The organism is Xanthomonas sp. 1678, assembly GCF_031455575.1.
Lineage (GTDB): Bacteria > Pseudomonadota > Gammaproteobacteria > Xanthomonadales > Xanthomonadaceae > Xanthomonas_A.
On record NZ_JAVDSZ010000005.1, the window covers coordinates 96,969 to 111,693 of the forward strand.

At 69.8% G+C, this 14,725-nt stretch carries 17 protein-coding genes; 6 read left to right on the forward strand and 11 right to left on the reverse strand.

The genetic code is table 11. The features are described 5' to 3' along the window. Positions 1-98: 98 nt before the first annotated feature. Positions 99-1,250: a 5-(carboxyamino)imidazole ribonucleotide synthase gene (locus tag J2Y70_RS11135; RefSeq protein ID WP_309917232.1), complete on the reverse strand. Its 1,152-nt coding sequence runs from the start codon at positions 1,248-1,250 to the stop codon at positions 99-101. After that, complete coding sequence (purE, locus tag J2Y70_RS11140) at positions 1,247-1,750, reverse strand: 5-(carboxyamino)imidazole ribonucleotide mutase (RefSeq protein ID WP_263394933.1); 504 nt, start codon at positions 1,748-1,750, stop codon at positions 1,247-1,249. Before purE ends, J2Y70_RS11135 begins: the two co-directional genes overlap by 4 nt. Before the next feature lie 58 nt (positions 1,751-1,808). Between purE and J2Y70_RS11145 the strand changes: the two genes are divergently transcribed. From J2Y70_RS11145 to J2Y70_RS11160, 4 genes are all read left to right on the forward strand, one after another. After that, a complete protein-coding gene (locus J2Y70_RS11145) occupies positions 1,809-2,078 on the forward strand; it encodes a Trm112 family protein (protein ID WP_263394934.1) in 270 nt (89 codons plus the stop codon). After that, a complete protein-coding gene (nadC, locus tag J2Y70_RS11150) occupies positions 2,075-2,953 on the forward strand; it encodes a carboxylating nicotinate-nucleotide diphosphorylase (protein ID WP_309917237.1) in 879 nt (292 codons plus the stop codon). The genes J2Y70_RS11145 and nadC overlap by 4 nt, the downstream gene beginning before the upstream one ends. A gap of 64 nt (positions 2,954-3,017) precedes the next feature. After that, positions 3,018-4,139 carry a DUF2272 domain-containing protein gene (locus J2Y70_RS11155; RefSeq protein ID WP_309917240.1) on the forward strand — a complete coding sequence of 374 codons (1,122 nt, stop codon included), beginning with the start codon at positions 3,018-3,020 and terminating at the stop codon, positions 4,137-4,139. Between the two features lie 292 nt (positions 4,140-4,431). Continuing rightward, the gene (locus J2Y70_RS11160; RefSeq protein ID WP_309917244.1) at positions 4,432-4,776 is read left to right on the forward strand and encodes a DUF3301 domain-containing protein; all 345 of its coding nucleotides are present in this window, start codon (positions 4,432-4,434) and stop codon (positions 4,774-4,776) included. Positions 4,777-5,016: 240 nt separating this feature from the next. On the opposite strand, the gene J2Y70_RS11165 is transcribed toward J2Y70_RS11160, so the two are convergent. The 8 genes from J2Y70_RS11165 to J2Y70_RS11200 all read right to left on the reverse strand — a co-directional run bounded on the left by J2Y70_RS11165 (position 5,017) and on the right by J2Y70_RS11200 (position 11,485). Then, on the reverse strand, positions 5,017-5,451 hold the full coding sequence (locus J2Y70_RS11165; RefSeq protein WP_263394938.1) for a ClpXP protease specificity-enhancing factor: 435 nt from the start codon (positions 5,449-5,451) through the stop codon (positions 5,017-5,019). A gap of 78 nt (positions 5,452-5,529) precedes the next feature. Further along, positions 5,530-6,165 carry a glutathione S-transferase N-terminal domain-containing protein gene (locus tag J2Y70_RS11170; RefSeq protein ID WP_010342124.1) on the reverse strand — a complete coding sequence of 212 codons (636 nt, stop codon included), beginning with the start codon at positions 6,163-6,165 and terminating at the stop codon, positions 5,530-5,532. Between the two features lie 173 nt (positions 6,166-6,338). Further along, complete coding sequence (locus J2Y70_RS11175; RefSeq protein ID WP_309917249.1) at positions 6,339-7,085, reverse strand: cytochrome c1; 747 nt, start codon at positions 7,083-7,085, stop codon at positions 6,339-6,341. Continuing rightward, on the reverse strand, positions 7,082-7,222 hold the full coding sequence (locus J2Y70_RS11180) for a hypothetical protein (RefSeq protein WP_263394940.1): 141 nt from the start codon (positions 7,220-7,222) through the stop codon (positions 7,082-7,084). The genes J2Y70_RS11175 and J2Y70_RS11180 overlap by 4 nt, the downstream gene beginning before the upstream one ends. A gap of 4 nt (positions 7,223-7,226) precedes the next feature. After that, positions 7,227-8,489, reverse strand: coding sequence for a cytochrome bc complex cytochrome b subunit (locus J2Y70_RS11185; protein ID WP_263394941.1), 1,263 nt, complete (start codon positions 8,487-8,489; stop codon positions 7,227-7,229). A gap of 3 nt (positions 8,490-8,492) precedes the next feature. Beyond that, positions 8,493-9,116: a ubiquinol-cytochrome c reductase iron-sulfur subunit gene (petA, locus tag J2Y70_RS11190; protein ID WP_263394942.1), complete on the reverse strand. Its 624-nt coding sequence runs from the start codon at positions 9,114-9,116 to the stop codon at positions 8,493-8,495. A gap of 136 nt (positions 9,117-9,252) precedes the next feature. Beyond that, complete coding sequence (locus J2Y70_RS11195; RefSeq protein WP_309917254.1) at positions 9,253-10,230, reverse strand: lytic transglycosylase domain-containing protein; 978 nt, start codon at positions 10,228-10,230, stop codon at positions 9,253-9,255. 295 nt (positions 10,231-10,525) lie between these two features. After that, positions 10,526-11,485 carry a WYL domain-containing protein gene (locus J2Y70_RS11200; protein ID WP_309917257.1) on the reverse strand — a complete coding sequence of 320 codons (960 nt, stop codon included), beginning with the start codon at positions 11,483-11,485 and terminating at the stop codon, positions 10,526-10,528. A gap of 74 nt (positions 11,486-11,559) precedes the next feature. Between J2Y70_RS11200 and J2Y70_RS11205 the strand changes: the two genes are divergently transcribed. After that, entirely contained in the window at positions 11,560-12,183 is a 624-nt protein-coding gene (locus tag J2Y70_RS11205; protein ID WP_263394946.1) for a glutathione S-transferase family protein, read from the forward strand. A gap of 71 nt (positions 12,184-12,254) precedes the next feature. Beyond that, entirely contained in the window at positions 12,255-13,679 is a 1,425-nt protein-coding gene (gene miaB / locus J2Y70_RS11210; protein WP_309917261.1) for a tRNA (N6-isopentenyl adenosine(37)-C2)-methylthiotransferase MiaB, read from the forward strand. A 170-nt stretch (positions 13,680-13,849) separates the two neighbouring features. Here miaB and J2Y70_RS11215 read toward each other — a convergent pair whose 3' ends face one another. After that, the gene (locus J2Y70_RS11215; protein ID WP_309917264.1) at positions 13,850-14,641 is read right to left on the reverse strand and encodes a helix-turn-helix transcriptional regulator; all 792 of its coding nucleotides are present in this window, start codon (positions 14,639-14,641) and stop codon (positions 13,850-13,852) included. Positions 14,642-14,725: the final 84 nt, after the last annotated feature.

Here is a 14,725-nt window from a genome sequence, read left to right on the forward strand (position 1 = left end):
GGATTGGTCGAATGACGGCTGACACGTAGTCGCGTATGGCGCTGGTGCGCTTTCGGACCACGCCCAGGCGCGGCCTGGGCGCGACCTCCTCGGCCCGCTCAGCCCTGCGCGCGCAGTCTCTCGATCACCGGCGCGACCTGGTCGCCACGCTGCAATTGCGCGCCGACCGTCTGCAGCGCCTGCGCCAGGGCCGCCGGCGTGTCCTCGCGCAGCGTGGCATGGCCGACCTTGCGGCCCTCGCGCGACTCCTTGCCGTAGTCGTGCCAATGGCCGCCGGGCTGCGCCAGCACCGGCGCGGCGTCGGGCATCTGCCCGATCCAGTTGAGCATGCAGGCATGGCCGAGCATGCGCGTGGACCCCAGCGGCAGGCCCAGCACCGCGCGCAGGTGGTTCTCGAACTGCGAGGTCTCCGCGCCTTCGATGGTCCAGTGCCCGGAGTTGTGCACCCGCGGCGCCATCTCGTTGGCGAGCAGTTCGCCGTCGCGGCAGAACAGTTCCAGCGCGAACACGCCCACGTACTGAAGCCGCTCGGCCAGCGCCTGCGCGTGGGCGATGGCGGCCTGCGCCAGCGCCGCGTCGGCCTGCGCCGGAGCCAGGCTGGCCGACAGCACGCCCTGCACATGCCAGTTCTCGGTCAGCGGCCAGGTCCGGAACTCGCCGTCGCGGCCGCGCACCGCGACCACGCTGATCTCGCGCTGGAATGGCACGAAGGCTTCCACGATCAGGCCGACGCTGGACGCCTGTGCGCCCAGCGCCGCCCACGCCGCATCGGCGTCGGCCGCGGACTTGATCCGGAACTGACCCTTGCCGTCGTAGCCCAGGCGCCGGGTCTTGAGAATGCACGGGGTGCCGACCTGCGCCAGCGCCGCGTCCAGTTCGGCGCGGCTGCCGACCGCGGCGAAATCGGGCACCGGGATGCCCAGCTCGCGGAACAGGGTCTTCTCGGCCAGCCGATCCTGCGCCACCGCCAGCGCGCGCGGATTCGGGAACACCGGCACCTGCCCCGCCAGCCATTCGGCGCTGGCCGCCGGCACGTTCTCGAAATCGAAGGTGGCCACGTCGACCTTGGCCGCGAACGCGGCCAGCGCCGTCTCGTCGCGGTAGTCGCCGACCTGCAGCGGCGCGACCTGGCCGGCGCAGGCGTCGGCCACCGTATCCAGCATCACGAAGCGCAGGCCCAGCGGCGCGCCGGCCACAGCGAGCATGCGCGCCAGTTGGCCGCCGCCCAGGATTCCGACAGTGGTGGTCATTGGCGCGGATCGTCCTTGGCCATCACCTCGTCGGTCTGGCGCTGGCGGAAATCGTCCAGCGCCGCGGCGATATCCGCGTGCTCGGCGGCCAGCATCGCCGCGGCGAACAGCGCGGCATTGGCCGCGCCGGCATTGCCGATCGCAAAGGTGGCCACCGGAATGCCGGCCGGCATCTGCACGATCGACAGCAGCGAGTCCATTCCGTTCAGCGCCTTGGACTGTACCGGCACGCCGAGCACCGGCACCGCGGTCTTGGCCGCGAGCATGCCCGGCAGATGCGCGGCGCCGCCAGCGCCGGCCACGATCGCGCGCAGGCCGCGCGCGGAGGCCGCTTCGGCATAGGCGAACAGCACGTCCGGGGTGCGGTGCGCGGACACCACCTTCACTTCGTAGGGCACGCCCAGCGCATCGAGTTTCTGCGCCGCATGCTGCATGGTCTCCCAGTCGGAACGGGAACCCATCACGATGCCGACGAGCGGCGCGGTTTGCTTGGAGGTCATGGCCGTCCCCTGCCTTAAAGACGTATTCTAGCCGTCTTCCACGCAAGACGAAGACCGGATGGACCGCAAACTGCTCGACCTGCTGTGCTCGCCCGACACCCGCCAACCGCTGGCCCTGCTGGATGCGCGCGGCCTGGAGGCGCTCAACCGCGCCATCGCCGCCGGCACCGTGCAGCGCGCCGACGGCAGCCCGCAGGCGCAAGCGCTGCGCGAGGCGCTGATCACCCGCGACCGCAAGCAGGTGTTCCGCGTCGACGACGGCATCCCGGTGCTGCTGGCCGAAGAAGCGATCGGCACCGCCCAGCTCGCCGACTTCCCCGGCAAATGAGCGGCGACGTGGCGCCGCCGCAGGCGCCGGCACAGGCATCGATCGACGCCGACGTGGCACGCGCGCTGGCCGAGGACCTGGGCAGCGGCGACGTCACCGCCGCGCTGCTGCCGGACCGCGCCGACAGCGCCTACCTGCTGTGCAAGCAGGATGCGGTGATCGCCGGCCGGCCCTGGTTCGACACCTGCCACCGTGCGCTCGACCCGCAGGTGCGCATCGACTGGCGCATCGCCGAGGGCGAGCGCGTCGCCGCCGGCACTGTGCTGGCCCTGCTGCACGGGCGCAGCCGCGCGCTGGTCAGCGCCGAGCGCGCCTCGCTGAACTTCCTGCAGACTCTGTCCGCCACCGCCACCGCCACCGCCGCCTACGTGGCCGCGGTCGCCGGCACCGGCGCGCGCATCCTCGACACCCGCAAGACCCTGCCCGGCCTGCGCCTGGCGCAGAAGTACGCGGTGCGCTGCGGCGGCGGCAGCAACCACCGTGTCGGCCTGTACGACACGGTGATGTTGAAGGAAAACCACATCCGCGCCGCCGGCTCGCTGACCACGGCGGTACATGCCGCGCGTGCGCAGTGGCCGGCGCTGCCGCTGGTGGTCGAGGTGGAAACGCTGGCGCAGCTGCGCGAAGCGCTGACGGTCGGCTGCGACCGCATCCTGATCGACGACTTCGACGCCGCGCAGCGCCGCGAGGCGGTGGCGATCGCCGCAGCCGCGCCGTTCAATCGCGCGATCCCACTGGAAGTCTCCGGCGGCGTCGCCCTGGACGGCGTGCGCGCGATCGCCGCCGACGGCGTGGACTGCATCTCCATCGGTGCGCTGACCAAGCACGTGCAGGCGGTGGATCTGTCGCTGAAGCTGGGACCGCCGCCGCACTGACTTCACGGCCGCGGCCACACCGCTCTGCGACGCTGCACATCTCCCCCTATTCACCGAGTTGTCGATGGCCCGTTCCAGGTTCGCGTTGTTGTGTGCCGCGTTGTGTGCCGCCGCCCTGTTTCCCGCCGGCCGCGCGGCCGCCGCGGAGGTGTGCGACCTGCCGCCGCGCTACGGCCTGACCGCGACCGCCGTGGCCATCGTGCGCACCGCCTGCAACGAGCATCGCCTGTGGTGGCGGCCGTTCATCGATGGCGAAGGGCGCCTCGCCGGGCTGCGCGTGACCGAGGCCGAACGCGGCTACCTCGCCGACCATGGCATCGAAGCCTGGCAGCGCGTGGCCGCCTACTGGCGCGACAGCGGCACGCTGGGCGCGATGGGCGGCAGCGACGGCGCCGCCAGCTGCCAGCAGCTGGACGGCTCGCGCTACCGGCAAACCGACTGCCGCGCATTCATCGTCGACAACCCATGGTCGGCGGCGTTCGTGTCGTACGTGATGGTGCGCGCCGGCGTCAGCGGCTTCCATACCTCGGTGCGGCACATCGACTACATCCGCGCCGCCTATCAGGGCGGCGCCGACGGCCTGCCGTACCGCTACGCCGACCCGCAGCAGGACAAGCCGGCGCCGGGCGACCTGCTGTGCTTCCTGCGCGGGCGCAAGCAGCCGCTGGGTGCGGCCGGGCTGCGCGAGGCGCTGGCGCGCGGCGGCGCGCTGCCGTGGGAATCGCATTGCGACGTCGTGGTCGCGGCCAACGTCGGCGGCGACCACACGCTGTACCTGATCGGCGGCAACGTGCTCAACGCGGTGACCATGCGCAAGCTGCCGCTGGACCGCGCCGGGCGCCTGCAGTTGGAAGCGCCGCTGGCGCAGGACCAGGTCGGCGACGACGGCGCCGGCCTGGAATGCACGCCCGGCCGCGAGGAACTGTGCGACTTCAACCGCCAGGACTGGGCGGCGCTGCTGCAGCTGCAACCGCAGGCGCAGTTGCTGCCGCCTGTAACGCCGGGGGTCGTTCCCGCAGTGGATCCGGTCGCGCCGCAGGTCCCGCTGCCGGCCGCTGCGCCGATGGCGCCACAGGCAACACCGGCAACACCGGCGGCATCCGGCACCGTGCCAGCCACGCCGGCGGCTGCGCCGGCGACGCCCGTGTCGCAACCGCAAGCGAGCGAACCGCTGCCGGAGCGCTAGCGTTTTATCGACTGCTTGCGACTTCCAGGATCCATGTCGGCTCGCCTCGGGCCGTCTGTCGCAGCGGGCTTTGTTGGTGAGGCGCGTCGCGACTGAAGTCGCTCCCACAAGAAGCCACCAGCCGCACACGAAAACTCTCCGCCCGCAATCCGCGTCCCGCTCTCGAATCCCGGCCGCGGCCCGAAATCCCGAATCCCGAATCCCGAATCCCCAGTCCCCAGTCCCGAGTCCCGAGTCCCGAGTCCCCAACCCAGCATTGCCGCCGCACCCGCCCGCTCGCTACAGTGACGCCATGCCCAGCCTGATCCTGTTGATGATTGCCGGCGCCGCGGTGTTCGCGTTCTGGAACGCGTCGCGCGCTGCCGCCGAACGTGCCGAGAGCCTCGGCCGCAATGCCTGCAAGGCCGCCGATGTGCAGTGGCTGGACCAGAGCGTGCACGGCACCGGCCTGCGCCTGCGGCGCCTGCCCAACGGCTGGCTGGGCTTCGAGCGGACCTTCCGCTTCGATTATTCCTACGATGGCGTCGATCGCCACAGCGGCCGCCTGGTGCTACTCGGCGACCAGCTGATCGCCTTCACCGGGCCATCGGTGGCCACGGTCACGGCGCTGCACGAAGGGCGTCCGCCAATCGAGTGAGGCCCGGCAGGGTCTCTGCGCGAAGGCCATGTTCGTAAAGGGCGTTGCGTTGCGGAGATCGTCCGCGTAGCAGCCCGCATCCGATCGCGCCTGAAGGCGCGCCTACAACTGCTTCGTCAGGCAAGAGCGCAACGCGTGCTGCTGGCGAAGCAGTGACCAGGTGGCGCAATGGCGAACAAATCGCGCTGCAGCCGCGCCCGCGTCCGCGCGATGCGCACGGACGCCGGCCGAAAAATCGCCTTACTTGACCACGCGCAGGTGCGGGCGCTTGCCGCCGGCGCTGTCGTCGGAGCCGCTGGGACGCGGCGGCGGCGTGTCGTCGCCCGGCGGCTCGGTGGCGCCGTGGATGTCGTCCGGCAGCGCCATGCCCTGCCCGGTCTCACGCGCGTACACCGCCAGCACCGCGGCCATCGGCACCTGCACCGGATAGCTGACGCCGCCGAAGCGCGCGGTGAAGCTGACCCCGTCGTTGTCGATCTGCAGGCGCACCACCGCGCGCTCGGCGATGTTGAGCACCACCCGGCCGTCCTTGACCGCGCTCTGCGGCACCTGCACGTTCGGCAGGCCCGCATCCACCAGGATGTGCGGCGTCATGCCGTTGTCGTTGATCCACTCCACCAGCGCCCGCAGCAGGTACGGGCGATGGCTGGTCATGCGGGAAATATCGTCGGTCATGCGCCAATTCTACGCGCCGGCACGCGAAGGCGCCGGCGCAACTCAGGAAATACCGGATGCGCCACGCGCGGCCGGAAATCAGGCCGGCAGGTCGCGCAGTTTCTTTTCCTGGTCCGTCAGGCTGCGGATGAAACCGGGATTGCGGAAGATGCGGTTGCCGTAGTCCTCGATCGCCTTGCCGTCCTTGGGCAGCGGAATGTCCAGCGCCTGCAGGCGCCAGATGATCGGCGCCATCGCGCAGTCGGCCAGGCTCATTTCCGGATTGAGGAAGAACTTGCTGGCCTTGAACAGCGGCACCGAGGCGGTCAGCAGCTCCTTGAGCCGCTTGCGCCCGGCTTCGGCCTGGGCCTTGTTGCCGAGCTGGATCGCCTGCACCTGCGGCACCCAGTCGTGCTCGATGCGCAGCATGGCCAGGCGCAGGCGCGCGCGCGACAGCGGATCGACCGGCATCAGCGGCGGATGCGGATAGCGTTCGTCCAGGTATTCGCTGACCACGGAGGCGGCGTACAGCACCAGCTCGCGCTCCACCAGGGTCGGCACCGAATGGTAGGGATTGAGGTCGATCAGGTCTTCCGGGGGATTCTGCGGATCCACCGCCACGAAATCGTAGGTCACGCCCTTTGCGGCGAGCACCAGACGCACGCGGTGGCACAGCACGTCATCTGTGGAAGAAAACAACGTCAGGGTATTTCGCATGCGCAAACTCGCCGCCATTCAAGGCTCTCCGACGACCGGAATCCGCCGGCCGCATCGATGCCGCCAACACCTTGCTGACGGTCATCACGGCCCCTGAGTGTGCAACCCTCGCTGGCAAAAGCCAATAGGATGAACAGGGGATCGGGTCAGCTACGATGCAGCCAGCGCCGGCGCGAGGCCGACGACGGCGCTCAGTGCACGTCCTTCCAGTATTCCGTCTTCAGCAGGTAGGCCAGGAAGGTCAGCAGCGCCAGGAACAGCACTACCCACACGCCCAGGCTCTGCCGCTTCAGCGCCGCCGGTTCGCCGGCGTATTCGAGGAAATTGCTGATGTCGCGGACCGTCTGGTCGAACTGCGCCGGGGTTTGCTTGCCCGGCGTGCCCAGCTGCAGCCGCTCCACCGGCTTGTCCACGCCCGGTTGCTCGGCCTTGCCGTAGACCGGCTGCTGCAGCCCCTGCAGCTCCCAAAGCGGATTGGGCATCGAGGCATTGGCGAACAGCTTGTTGTTCCAGCCCAGCGGACGCGACTGGTCCAGGTAGAACGACTTGAGGTAGGTGTAGACCCAGTCGGTGCCGCGCACGCGGGCGATCAGGCTCAGGTCCGGCGGCGCCTTGCCGAACCACTTGGTCGCCGCATCGTGCGGCATCGCCGCCTCGATGTGCTCGCCGACCTTGGCGCCGGTGAAGTTGAGGTTGGCCATCACCTCGTCCTCGCTCAGGCCCAGGTCCTCGGCCATGCGCGAATAGCGCAGGTACTTCAGCGAATGGCAGCCGGAGCAGTAGTTCATGAACAGCTTGGCGCCGCGCTGCAGCGAGGCGCGGTCGCCGAGGTCGTTGCCGGCCTGCTGAGTGGCGCCGCCCTCCGCGGCCAGCGCCGAGACCGACAACAACAGGGCGGATGCGAAGCAGGCCAGGACGGCGATCAGGCGCTTGCTCATAGTGAGCCCCCCGTTGCCGCAGCAAACAGGGAGACGATCGCCTGCTTGCCCCAGAACACGATCTGCCCCACCGGCAGCAGGTAGCTCATGGCGGACAGCAGCGAGACGGTTGCGAAGCAGGCCAGCACGGCGATCATGGGTTTAGTCATGGGTGGTCACCCGCTCCGGCACCGGCTTGGTTCGGTCCAACGTGGTCCAGATCGGCATGGTCAGGAAGAATCCGAAATACAGCACGGTCAGCACGCGCCCGATGTAGGTCTCGCTGGCCTCGGTGCCGGGACCGGACCCGATCACCCCGAGCCAGACGAAGCACACCGCCAGCACGCCCAGCATCACCTTGGAGATCCAGCCGCGGTAGCGGATCGACTTGACCTTGGCGCGGTCCAGCCACGGCACCAGGAACAGGATCGCGATCGCCGAGAACATCACCAGCACGCCACCGAGCTTGTTCGGTACCACCCGCAACATCGCGTAGTACGGCGTGTAGTACCACACCGGCTTGATGTGCTCGGGCGTGACCAGGCGGTTGGCCTCAGTGAAGTTGTCGTGCTCCAGGAACAGGCCGCCGAACGCAGGCACGAAGAAGATGATGAAGGCGCCGATCATCAGCAGGAAGCCGACCCCGACCATGTCCTTGACCGTGTAGTACGGATGGAACGGAATGCCGTCAGCTGGCTTGTTCGGATCCCAGCGGTTGCCCTTGGGGCCCTTCTTGATGTCCACGCCGTCGGGATTGTTGGAACCGACCTCGTGCAGCGCGCCCAGGTGCAGCACCACCAGCAACAGCAACACCAGCGGCAGCGCGATCACGTGCAGCGCGAAGAAGCGGTTGAGGGTGGCGTCGGAGGGCAGGTAGTCGCCCATGATCCACTCGGTCAGGCCGTTGCCGATCACCGGGATCGCGCCGAACAGCGAGATGATCACCTTGGCGCCCCAGAACGACATCTGCCCCCACGGCAGCACGTAGCCCATGAACGCTTCGGCCATCAGCACCAGGTAGATCAGCATGCCCAGGATCCACACCAGCTCGCGCGGCTTCTTGTAGCTGCCGTAGAGCAGGCCGCGGAACATGTGCAGGTACACCACGATGAAGAACAGCGAGGCGCCGGTGGAGTGCATGTAGCGGATCAGCCAGCCCCACTCGACGTCGCGCATGATGTACTCGACCGAGTTGAACGCCTCGGCCGCGCTGGTCTTGTAGTGCATCGTCAGGAAGATGCCGGTGACGATCTGGTTGACCAGCACCACCATCGCCAGCGAACCGAAGTAGTACCAGATGTTGAAGTTCTTCGGCGCGTAGTACTCGCTGACGTGCTTGCGGTAGAACGGCATCAGCCCCGGCGCGCGCTCGTTGACCCAGCCGAACACGTTGCCCGCGGTGCGGGTAAGGATATTGTCAGCCATGGCTTAGGCGGCCCCCTTCGCGGACGCACTCGGATCGACGCCGATGATCAGCGTGTTGTCGTCCTGGTAGTGATGCGGGGGTACCAGCAGGTTGATCGGCGCCGGCACGCCCTGGAACACGCGCCCGGCCATGTCGAAGCGCGACTTGTGGCAGGGACAGAAATAGCCGCCCTTCCATTCCGGATCGTAGGGCTCGGGACGGATCTCGGCGACCATCTCCGGCGAGCAGCCCAGGTGCGTGCACAGCCCGACCAGCACCGAGATGTCGGGCTTGATCGAACGGCCCTCGCCCTTGATGTAGGCCGGCTGCTGGTCGGTGACCTCGGACTTGGGGTCCTTGAGCCGCCCATCCAGCGTCGGCAGCGCATCCAGGATCGCCTTGGAGCGCTTGACGATCCAGATCGGCTGACCGCGCCACTCCAGGATCAGGCGCTGGCCTTCCTGCAACGCACTGATGTCCGCGGTGACCGGCGCGCCGGCCAGTTTGGCCTTGGCGCTGGGGTTCCACGACTTGATGAAAGGAACCGCGACGAAACCTGCTCCAACCGCGCCTACCACCGCCGTAGTGGCGGTGAGAAAGCGGCGGCGTCCTGCATTTACAGAATCGTTGACCCCATCGTTGGCCATCCGGCACTCCGATTTTTGATTGGGTAGCGTGAGGCTGCCAGCGGCTCGGTGGGGGTCGAGCCGCATAAAATCCACTGCAGTGTAGCGGAACCGTCAACGCGCAGACAATGCATCGTCGCGCTGGCAACGGAATGACTCAATGCGCCGTCGCCAGCACGCCGCGGTAGCGGTCGGCCAGCAAGCCGACGCGCTGCACGTAGCGCTGGGTCTCGCTGTACGGCGGCACCCCGCCATGCTTGTCCACCGCGCCCTCGCCGGCGTTGTAGCCGGCGGCGGCCAGGGTCAGGTTGCCGTTGAAGCGCTTCAACAGCCAGGCCAGGTACTGCACGCCGCCGCGGATGTTCTGCGCCGCATCGAACGAATCGCTGACCCCGAAGCGGCGCGCGGTCGGCGGCATCAGCTGCATCAGGCCCTGCGCGCCGGCGCGGCTCAGCGCCATCGGGTTGTACGCGGACTCGGCATGGATGATCGCGCGCACCACCGCCTCGTCGACCCCGTACTCGCGCGCGGCGGCGGCGATCTCGCTCTGGTAGGCGGTGGTGTTCAACCGCACCGCGCCGAAGTTGAGCCCTGGATTGGCGCAGGCGTAGCAGGTCTCGATGAAGCTGTAGTGGATGGTGCGCACCGCGCCGAGACTGGCGACCTGGGTCGGCCGCGCGCTGGTGTAGTGGCGCACGCCGTCCTTCATATAGGAATAGACCTGGCCGCTGACCACCCGCCGCGGCGCGGCGCCATTGCCCGCAGGCACGGGCGCCACCCGCGTCGGCGCCACGCTGGCGGCGACCGCCGCCGGTGCCGCGACCGGGGTGCTCGCGACGGGGGTACTGATGATGGTGGCCGGGGCGCCGGACTGCGGCGAGGCCAGGGCGATGACGCCACGGCTGGGCGCGCGCTCGGCGGAAACCGACGCCGCGGCAGGCGCAGGCGCAGCGCGCGCGGCACGGCGGTCGGGCACATAGCGGCTGACCACGCTGCAGTTGGCGCCGGCCACGCGCTTGCTGACGTAGCTGGGCACGCCATCGCCGCCGACGCACTTGTATAGGGTGCCGGCGCTGGCCGGCGTAGCCGACAGCGTGACGATTGCCAGCCCCAGAAGCCCCACCATCCCCTTCATGGCGGCGAGTGTCCCAACTTCGCCGGCGCTTGCCAAGTGCGCGCCGCCGCTACCGGGATCGGCGACCCGTTCGCCGGGCCCGGCCGGCCGCGGGACGGGATGCCCGATGCCGGCACGGCCGATACCGCCGCCCTGTGCTGAGTCCCTCGTCGCTCCAGGCTGCAGCCGCCCGTAAGGATGTCGTCACGGCCGACACCGAAGCCGCGGCCCACCTTCACCGCGCCGCGCTGGCTCGCCGCCGCACCGCTCGCCCGCCTCGCCGACGGCCGCATCGACGGCAGCGCGCCGCGCCCCGTCATGGCGTCTGCTCGCCGACGCAGACCGCCGCGTCGCGCAACGCCGCCAGCAGCGCCGGCCGCAGTGCCTGCCCGTCGATCAGTTCGAACGGAACCCCCAGCGTCAGCAGTTCCGCCGCCAGCCAGGCCGGCGACTCGGCGCCCATCGCCAGCCGGCAATCGCCGTCCTCGCCCACCTCCAGCACCCCGCACCACGGCGGGATGCGCGCGGCCAGTTCGGCCGGATCGCCGCGCAGGCGCACCCGCAGCTGCACCGGGAACGGCGCGAAGCTGATCGCCTCGCGCACCATCGTCGCCGGATCGCGCGGCGGCAGCCGCGCCGCGACCGTCTCGCCGAGATGCAGCGGCGCGTCGATGCGGTCGACCCGGAACGTGCGCCAGTCGGCCCGGTCGCGGTCCCAACCCAGCAGGTACCAGCGGCGCCCATAGTTGATCAGGCGCAACGGCTCGATGCAGCGCTGGCTGGCCTGGCCCTGGTGGTCGCGGTAGCCGAACCCGAGCAGGCGCCGGTCGCGGCAGGCCCCGGCGATGCCGATCAGCAGGCGGGTATCCGGCACCGGCAAGTCGTGCCCCAGCGACACGGTCACCGCATGCAGCGCGCCGGCGCGCTGCCGCACCCGCGCCGGCAGCAGCGGATCCAGCTTGGCCAGCACCCGCAGCGCCGTATCCTCCAGCCCACTCATGCTCGCCGCGGCCGCGCGCAGCGCCACCGCGACCGCCACCGCCTCGTCCTCTTCGAACAGCAGCGGCAGCATCTGCGCGCCGGCCGCCAGTTGGTAGCCGCCGCCGACGCCGGACGAGGCGCGCACCGGATACCCCAGGCCGCGCAGGCGCTCGACGTCGCGGCGCAGGCTGCGCCGGTCCACGCCCAGGCGCTCGGCCAGCTCGGCGCCCGGCCAGACCCGGCGGGTCTGCAACAGGGCGATCAGGCGCAGCATGCGGGACGCGGGGGAAGCCATCGCGCCACCGTATTGCGGACACGATCCGTCCGCAATACGGCCTAGCATGAGCGCTCACCGCCAAGGAGCCCGACATGCCCACCGCCGACCGTCGCGTCACCCTGTACCACAACCCCAAATCGCGCTCCAAGGGCGTGCTGATCCTGCTCGAGGAACTGGGCGCCGACTATGCGATCGAACGCCTGGACCTGCAGAAGGGCGAGCAACTGGCGCCGGAATACCTGGCGATCAACCCGATGGGCAAGGTCCCGGCGATCGTGCACCTGGGGTCGCCGATCACCGAACAGGTGGCGATCTACCAGTACCTGGCGGACCTGTACCCCGAGGCCGGGCTGGCCCCGGCGATGGGCGATCCGCGCCGCGGCCCCTACCTGCGCTGGCTGGCGTTCTACGGCTCGGCGTTCGAGCCGGCGGTGCTCGACCGCGCGCTCAAGCGCGAGGCGCCGCCGCGGATGCTGTCGCCCTACGCCGACTGCGACACGGTGATGGGCGTGGTCGACGACCAGCTGGCGCGCGGCGACTACCTGCTCGGCGAGCGCTGCACCGCGGCCGACGTGCTGTGGGGCAGCGCGCTGGGCTGGATGATCGGCTTCGGCCTGATGGACCCGCCGGCGCCGACCCGTGCCTATGTCGAACGCATGGCGGCGCGGCCGGCGGTGCAGCGCGCGCAGGCGATCGACGCGGCCGCCGAGGCCTGAGCCGCCTGCGCGGGGCAGCCGGCGCGGGTAGACTAGCCGGCTTCCCTTTCCACCCGCCTGGATTAAGCGCCATGACCGGGACCGCCCTGCATCCCCTGCCCTCCGCCGGCACGCCGACCGCTGCCTTGCCGGTGCGCGGCAAGCTGTACATCAAGACCCACGGTTGCCAGATGAACGAGTACGACTCGGCCAAGATGGCCGATGTGCTCGCCGCCGCCGAGGGCCTGGAGCTGACCGACAACCCCGAAGAAGCCGACGTGGTGCTGGTCAACACCTGCTCGATCCGCGAGAAGGCGCAGGAGAAGGTGTTCAGCCAGCTCGGCCGCTGGAAGGCGCTCAAGGCCGGCGGCAAGCCAGTGATCATCGGCGTCGGCGGTTGCGTGGCCTCGCAGGAGGGCGAGGCGATCGTCAAGCGCGCGCCGTACGTGGACCTGGTGTTCGGCCCGCAGACCCTGCATCGCCTGCCGGAGCTGATCCGCGCGCGGCGCGAATCGGGCAAGTCGCAGGTGGACATCAGCTTCCCCGAGGTCGAGAAGTTCGACCGCCTGCCGGAACCGCGCGCCGAAGGCCCGTCGGCGTTCGTGTCGATCATGGAGGGCTGCTCCAAGTACTGCTCGTTCTGCGTGGTGCCCTACACCCGCGGCGAGGAGATCAGCCGCCCGTTCGAGGACGTGCTGGTAGAAGTGGCGCAGCTGGCCGCGCAGGGCGTGCGCGAGATCAACCTGCTCGGCCAGAACGTCAACGCCTATCGCGGACCCTACGCCGATGCCGAGGCCGGCGAGCAGCCGCAGTACGCCGACCTGGGCCTGCTGATCCGCAGCATCGCGCAGATCGACGGCATCGGCCGCATCCGCTTCACCACCTCGCATCCGCTGGAGTTCAGCGATTCGCTGGTCGACGCCTACCGCGACGTGCCGCAGCTGGCCAACTACCTGCATCTGCCGGTGCAGGCCGGCAGCGACCGCATCCTCAGCGCGATGAAGCGCGGCTACACCGCGCTGGAGTTCAAGCAGAAGATCCGCAAGCTGCGCGCGGTGCGCCCGGACATCTCGATCAGCTCGGACTTCATCGTCGGCTTCCCCGGCGAGACCGACGCCGACTTCGACAAGACCATGAAGCTGATCGAGGACGTGGGCTTCGACCAGAGCTTCTCCTTCATCTATTCGCGGCGCCCCGGCACGCCCGCGGCCGACCTGGAAGACGACACGCCCGACGCGGTCAAGCACGCGCGCCTGGCGCAGCTGCAGGCGCACATCAACGCGCACTCGCTGCAGATCTCGCGCGGCATGGTCGGCAGCGTGCAGACGGTGCTGGTCGAAGGCCCGTCAAAGAAGAACCCGGCCGAACTGACCGGCAAGACCGAGAACATGCGCTCGGTGAACTTCCCCGGCGATCCGCGCCTGATCGGCCGGTTCGTCGACGTGGCGATCACCGAGGCGTTGAGCAATTCACTGCGCGGGCGCATCGCGGCGGTGGATACGGCGGCTGGCATCTAGGCGGCCGCGGTGTCGCAACCGGCCGGCGCGAGCGCCGACCGCATGGCGCAGCACCTGCGTCGCCGACAGCGCAGCAGGCCGATTCGCTGATTCATGGGTCGGGTCCGGCGTGGGCCGGGAACTGCAAGACCGCGCCGGCGTATGCAACGCCGGCACCGGCGACGAACGCGCTACGGTGTCCTGGCGCGCCGGCGACCGCCGCGCACCGGCGTGGCGGCGACGGGCGTGTCGGCCACGCGCAGGCTGTCGGCCAGTGAGAACACCCACGGCCGCATCGCCACCAGCATGCCGACGCTGCGCCGGCGTTCGTGCGGCAGGCTGACATCCACGTCCGCCGCCTCGCGGAATTCGACCACCAGCCGTTCCAGCTTGCGCCGCAACGCGGCGATCGACGCATCGCCCAGTTCGCGAACCTCCAGCGCCAGCAGCGCCTGCTGTGCATCGAACGCGTCCTGCATGAACTCCCGGCTGGCGGCCCCCAGGTAACGCGCCCGCACCGGCCCGTCGTCGCGCCAGGAAAAGTCGCGCGCCACCCGCAGGCGCGTGCGGTCGCCCGGCAGCAGCTCGATCAGGCCGACCCGGTCCAGGCGCGCCAGCAACTGCACCAATTCGGCATGCGCCATCCCGTAGTCGGCCGTGATCGCCTCGCTGCGCCAGCCCTGGCACAGCAGGTGGAAGACCATCATCAGCCGCGGCGCATCGGCCAGCGCCTGCTCCTGGCGCAGGCTGAGCAGGCGCCGCGATTGTCGGGTGCCGCTGGCCGCGCGCGCCAGTTCGAAGAAATCGATCTCCAGCACCTCGCAGATGCGCTCCAGCCGGTCCAGATCCATGCGCCCGGTCGACAGGATGCGCTTGATCGTCGGCTCGGACACGCCGACCGCGGCGGCCAGATCCGCGTAGCGCCAGCCGCGCTCCTTCAGCAGTTGCTTCAGCGCAGCGAGCAGGCGTTCGCGTTCGAGCATGGGCGCATCGTCGTGGCGGGTGCGACGCACGGTATCACATAGCGATACCTCGATTGGCACGGTTGCGCCTGGCAATACCCGCTG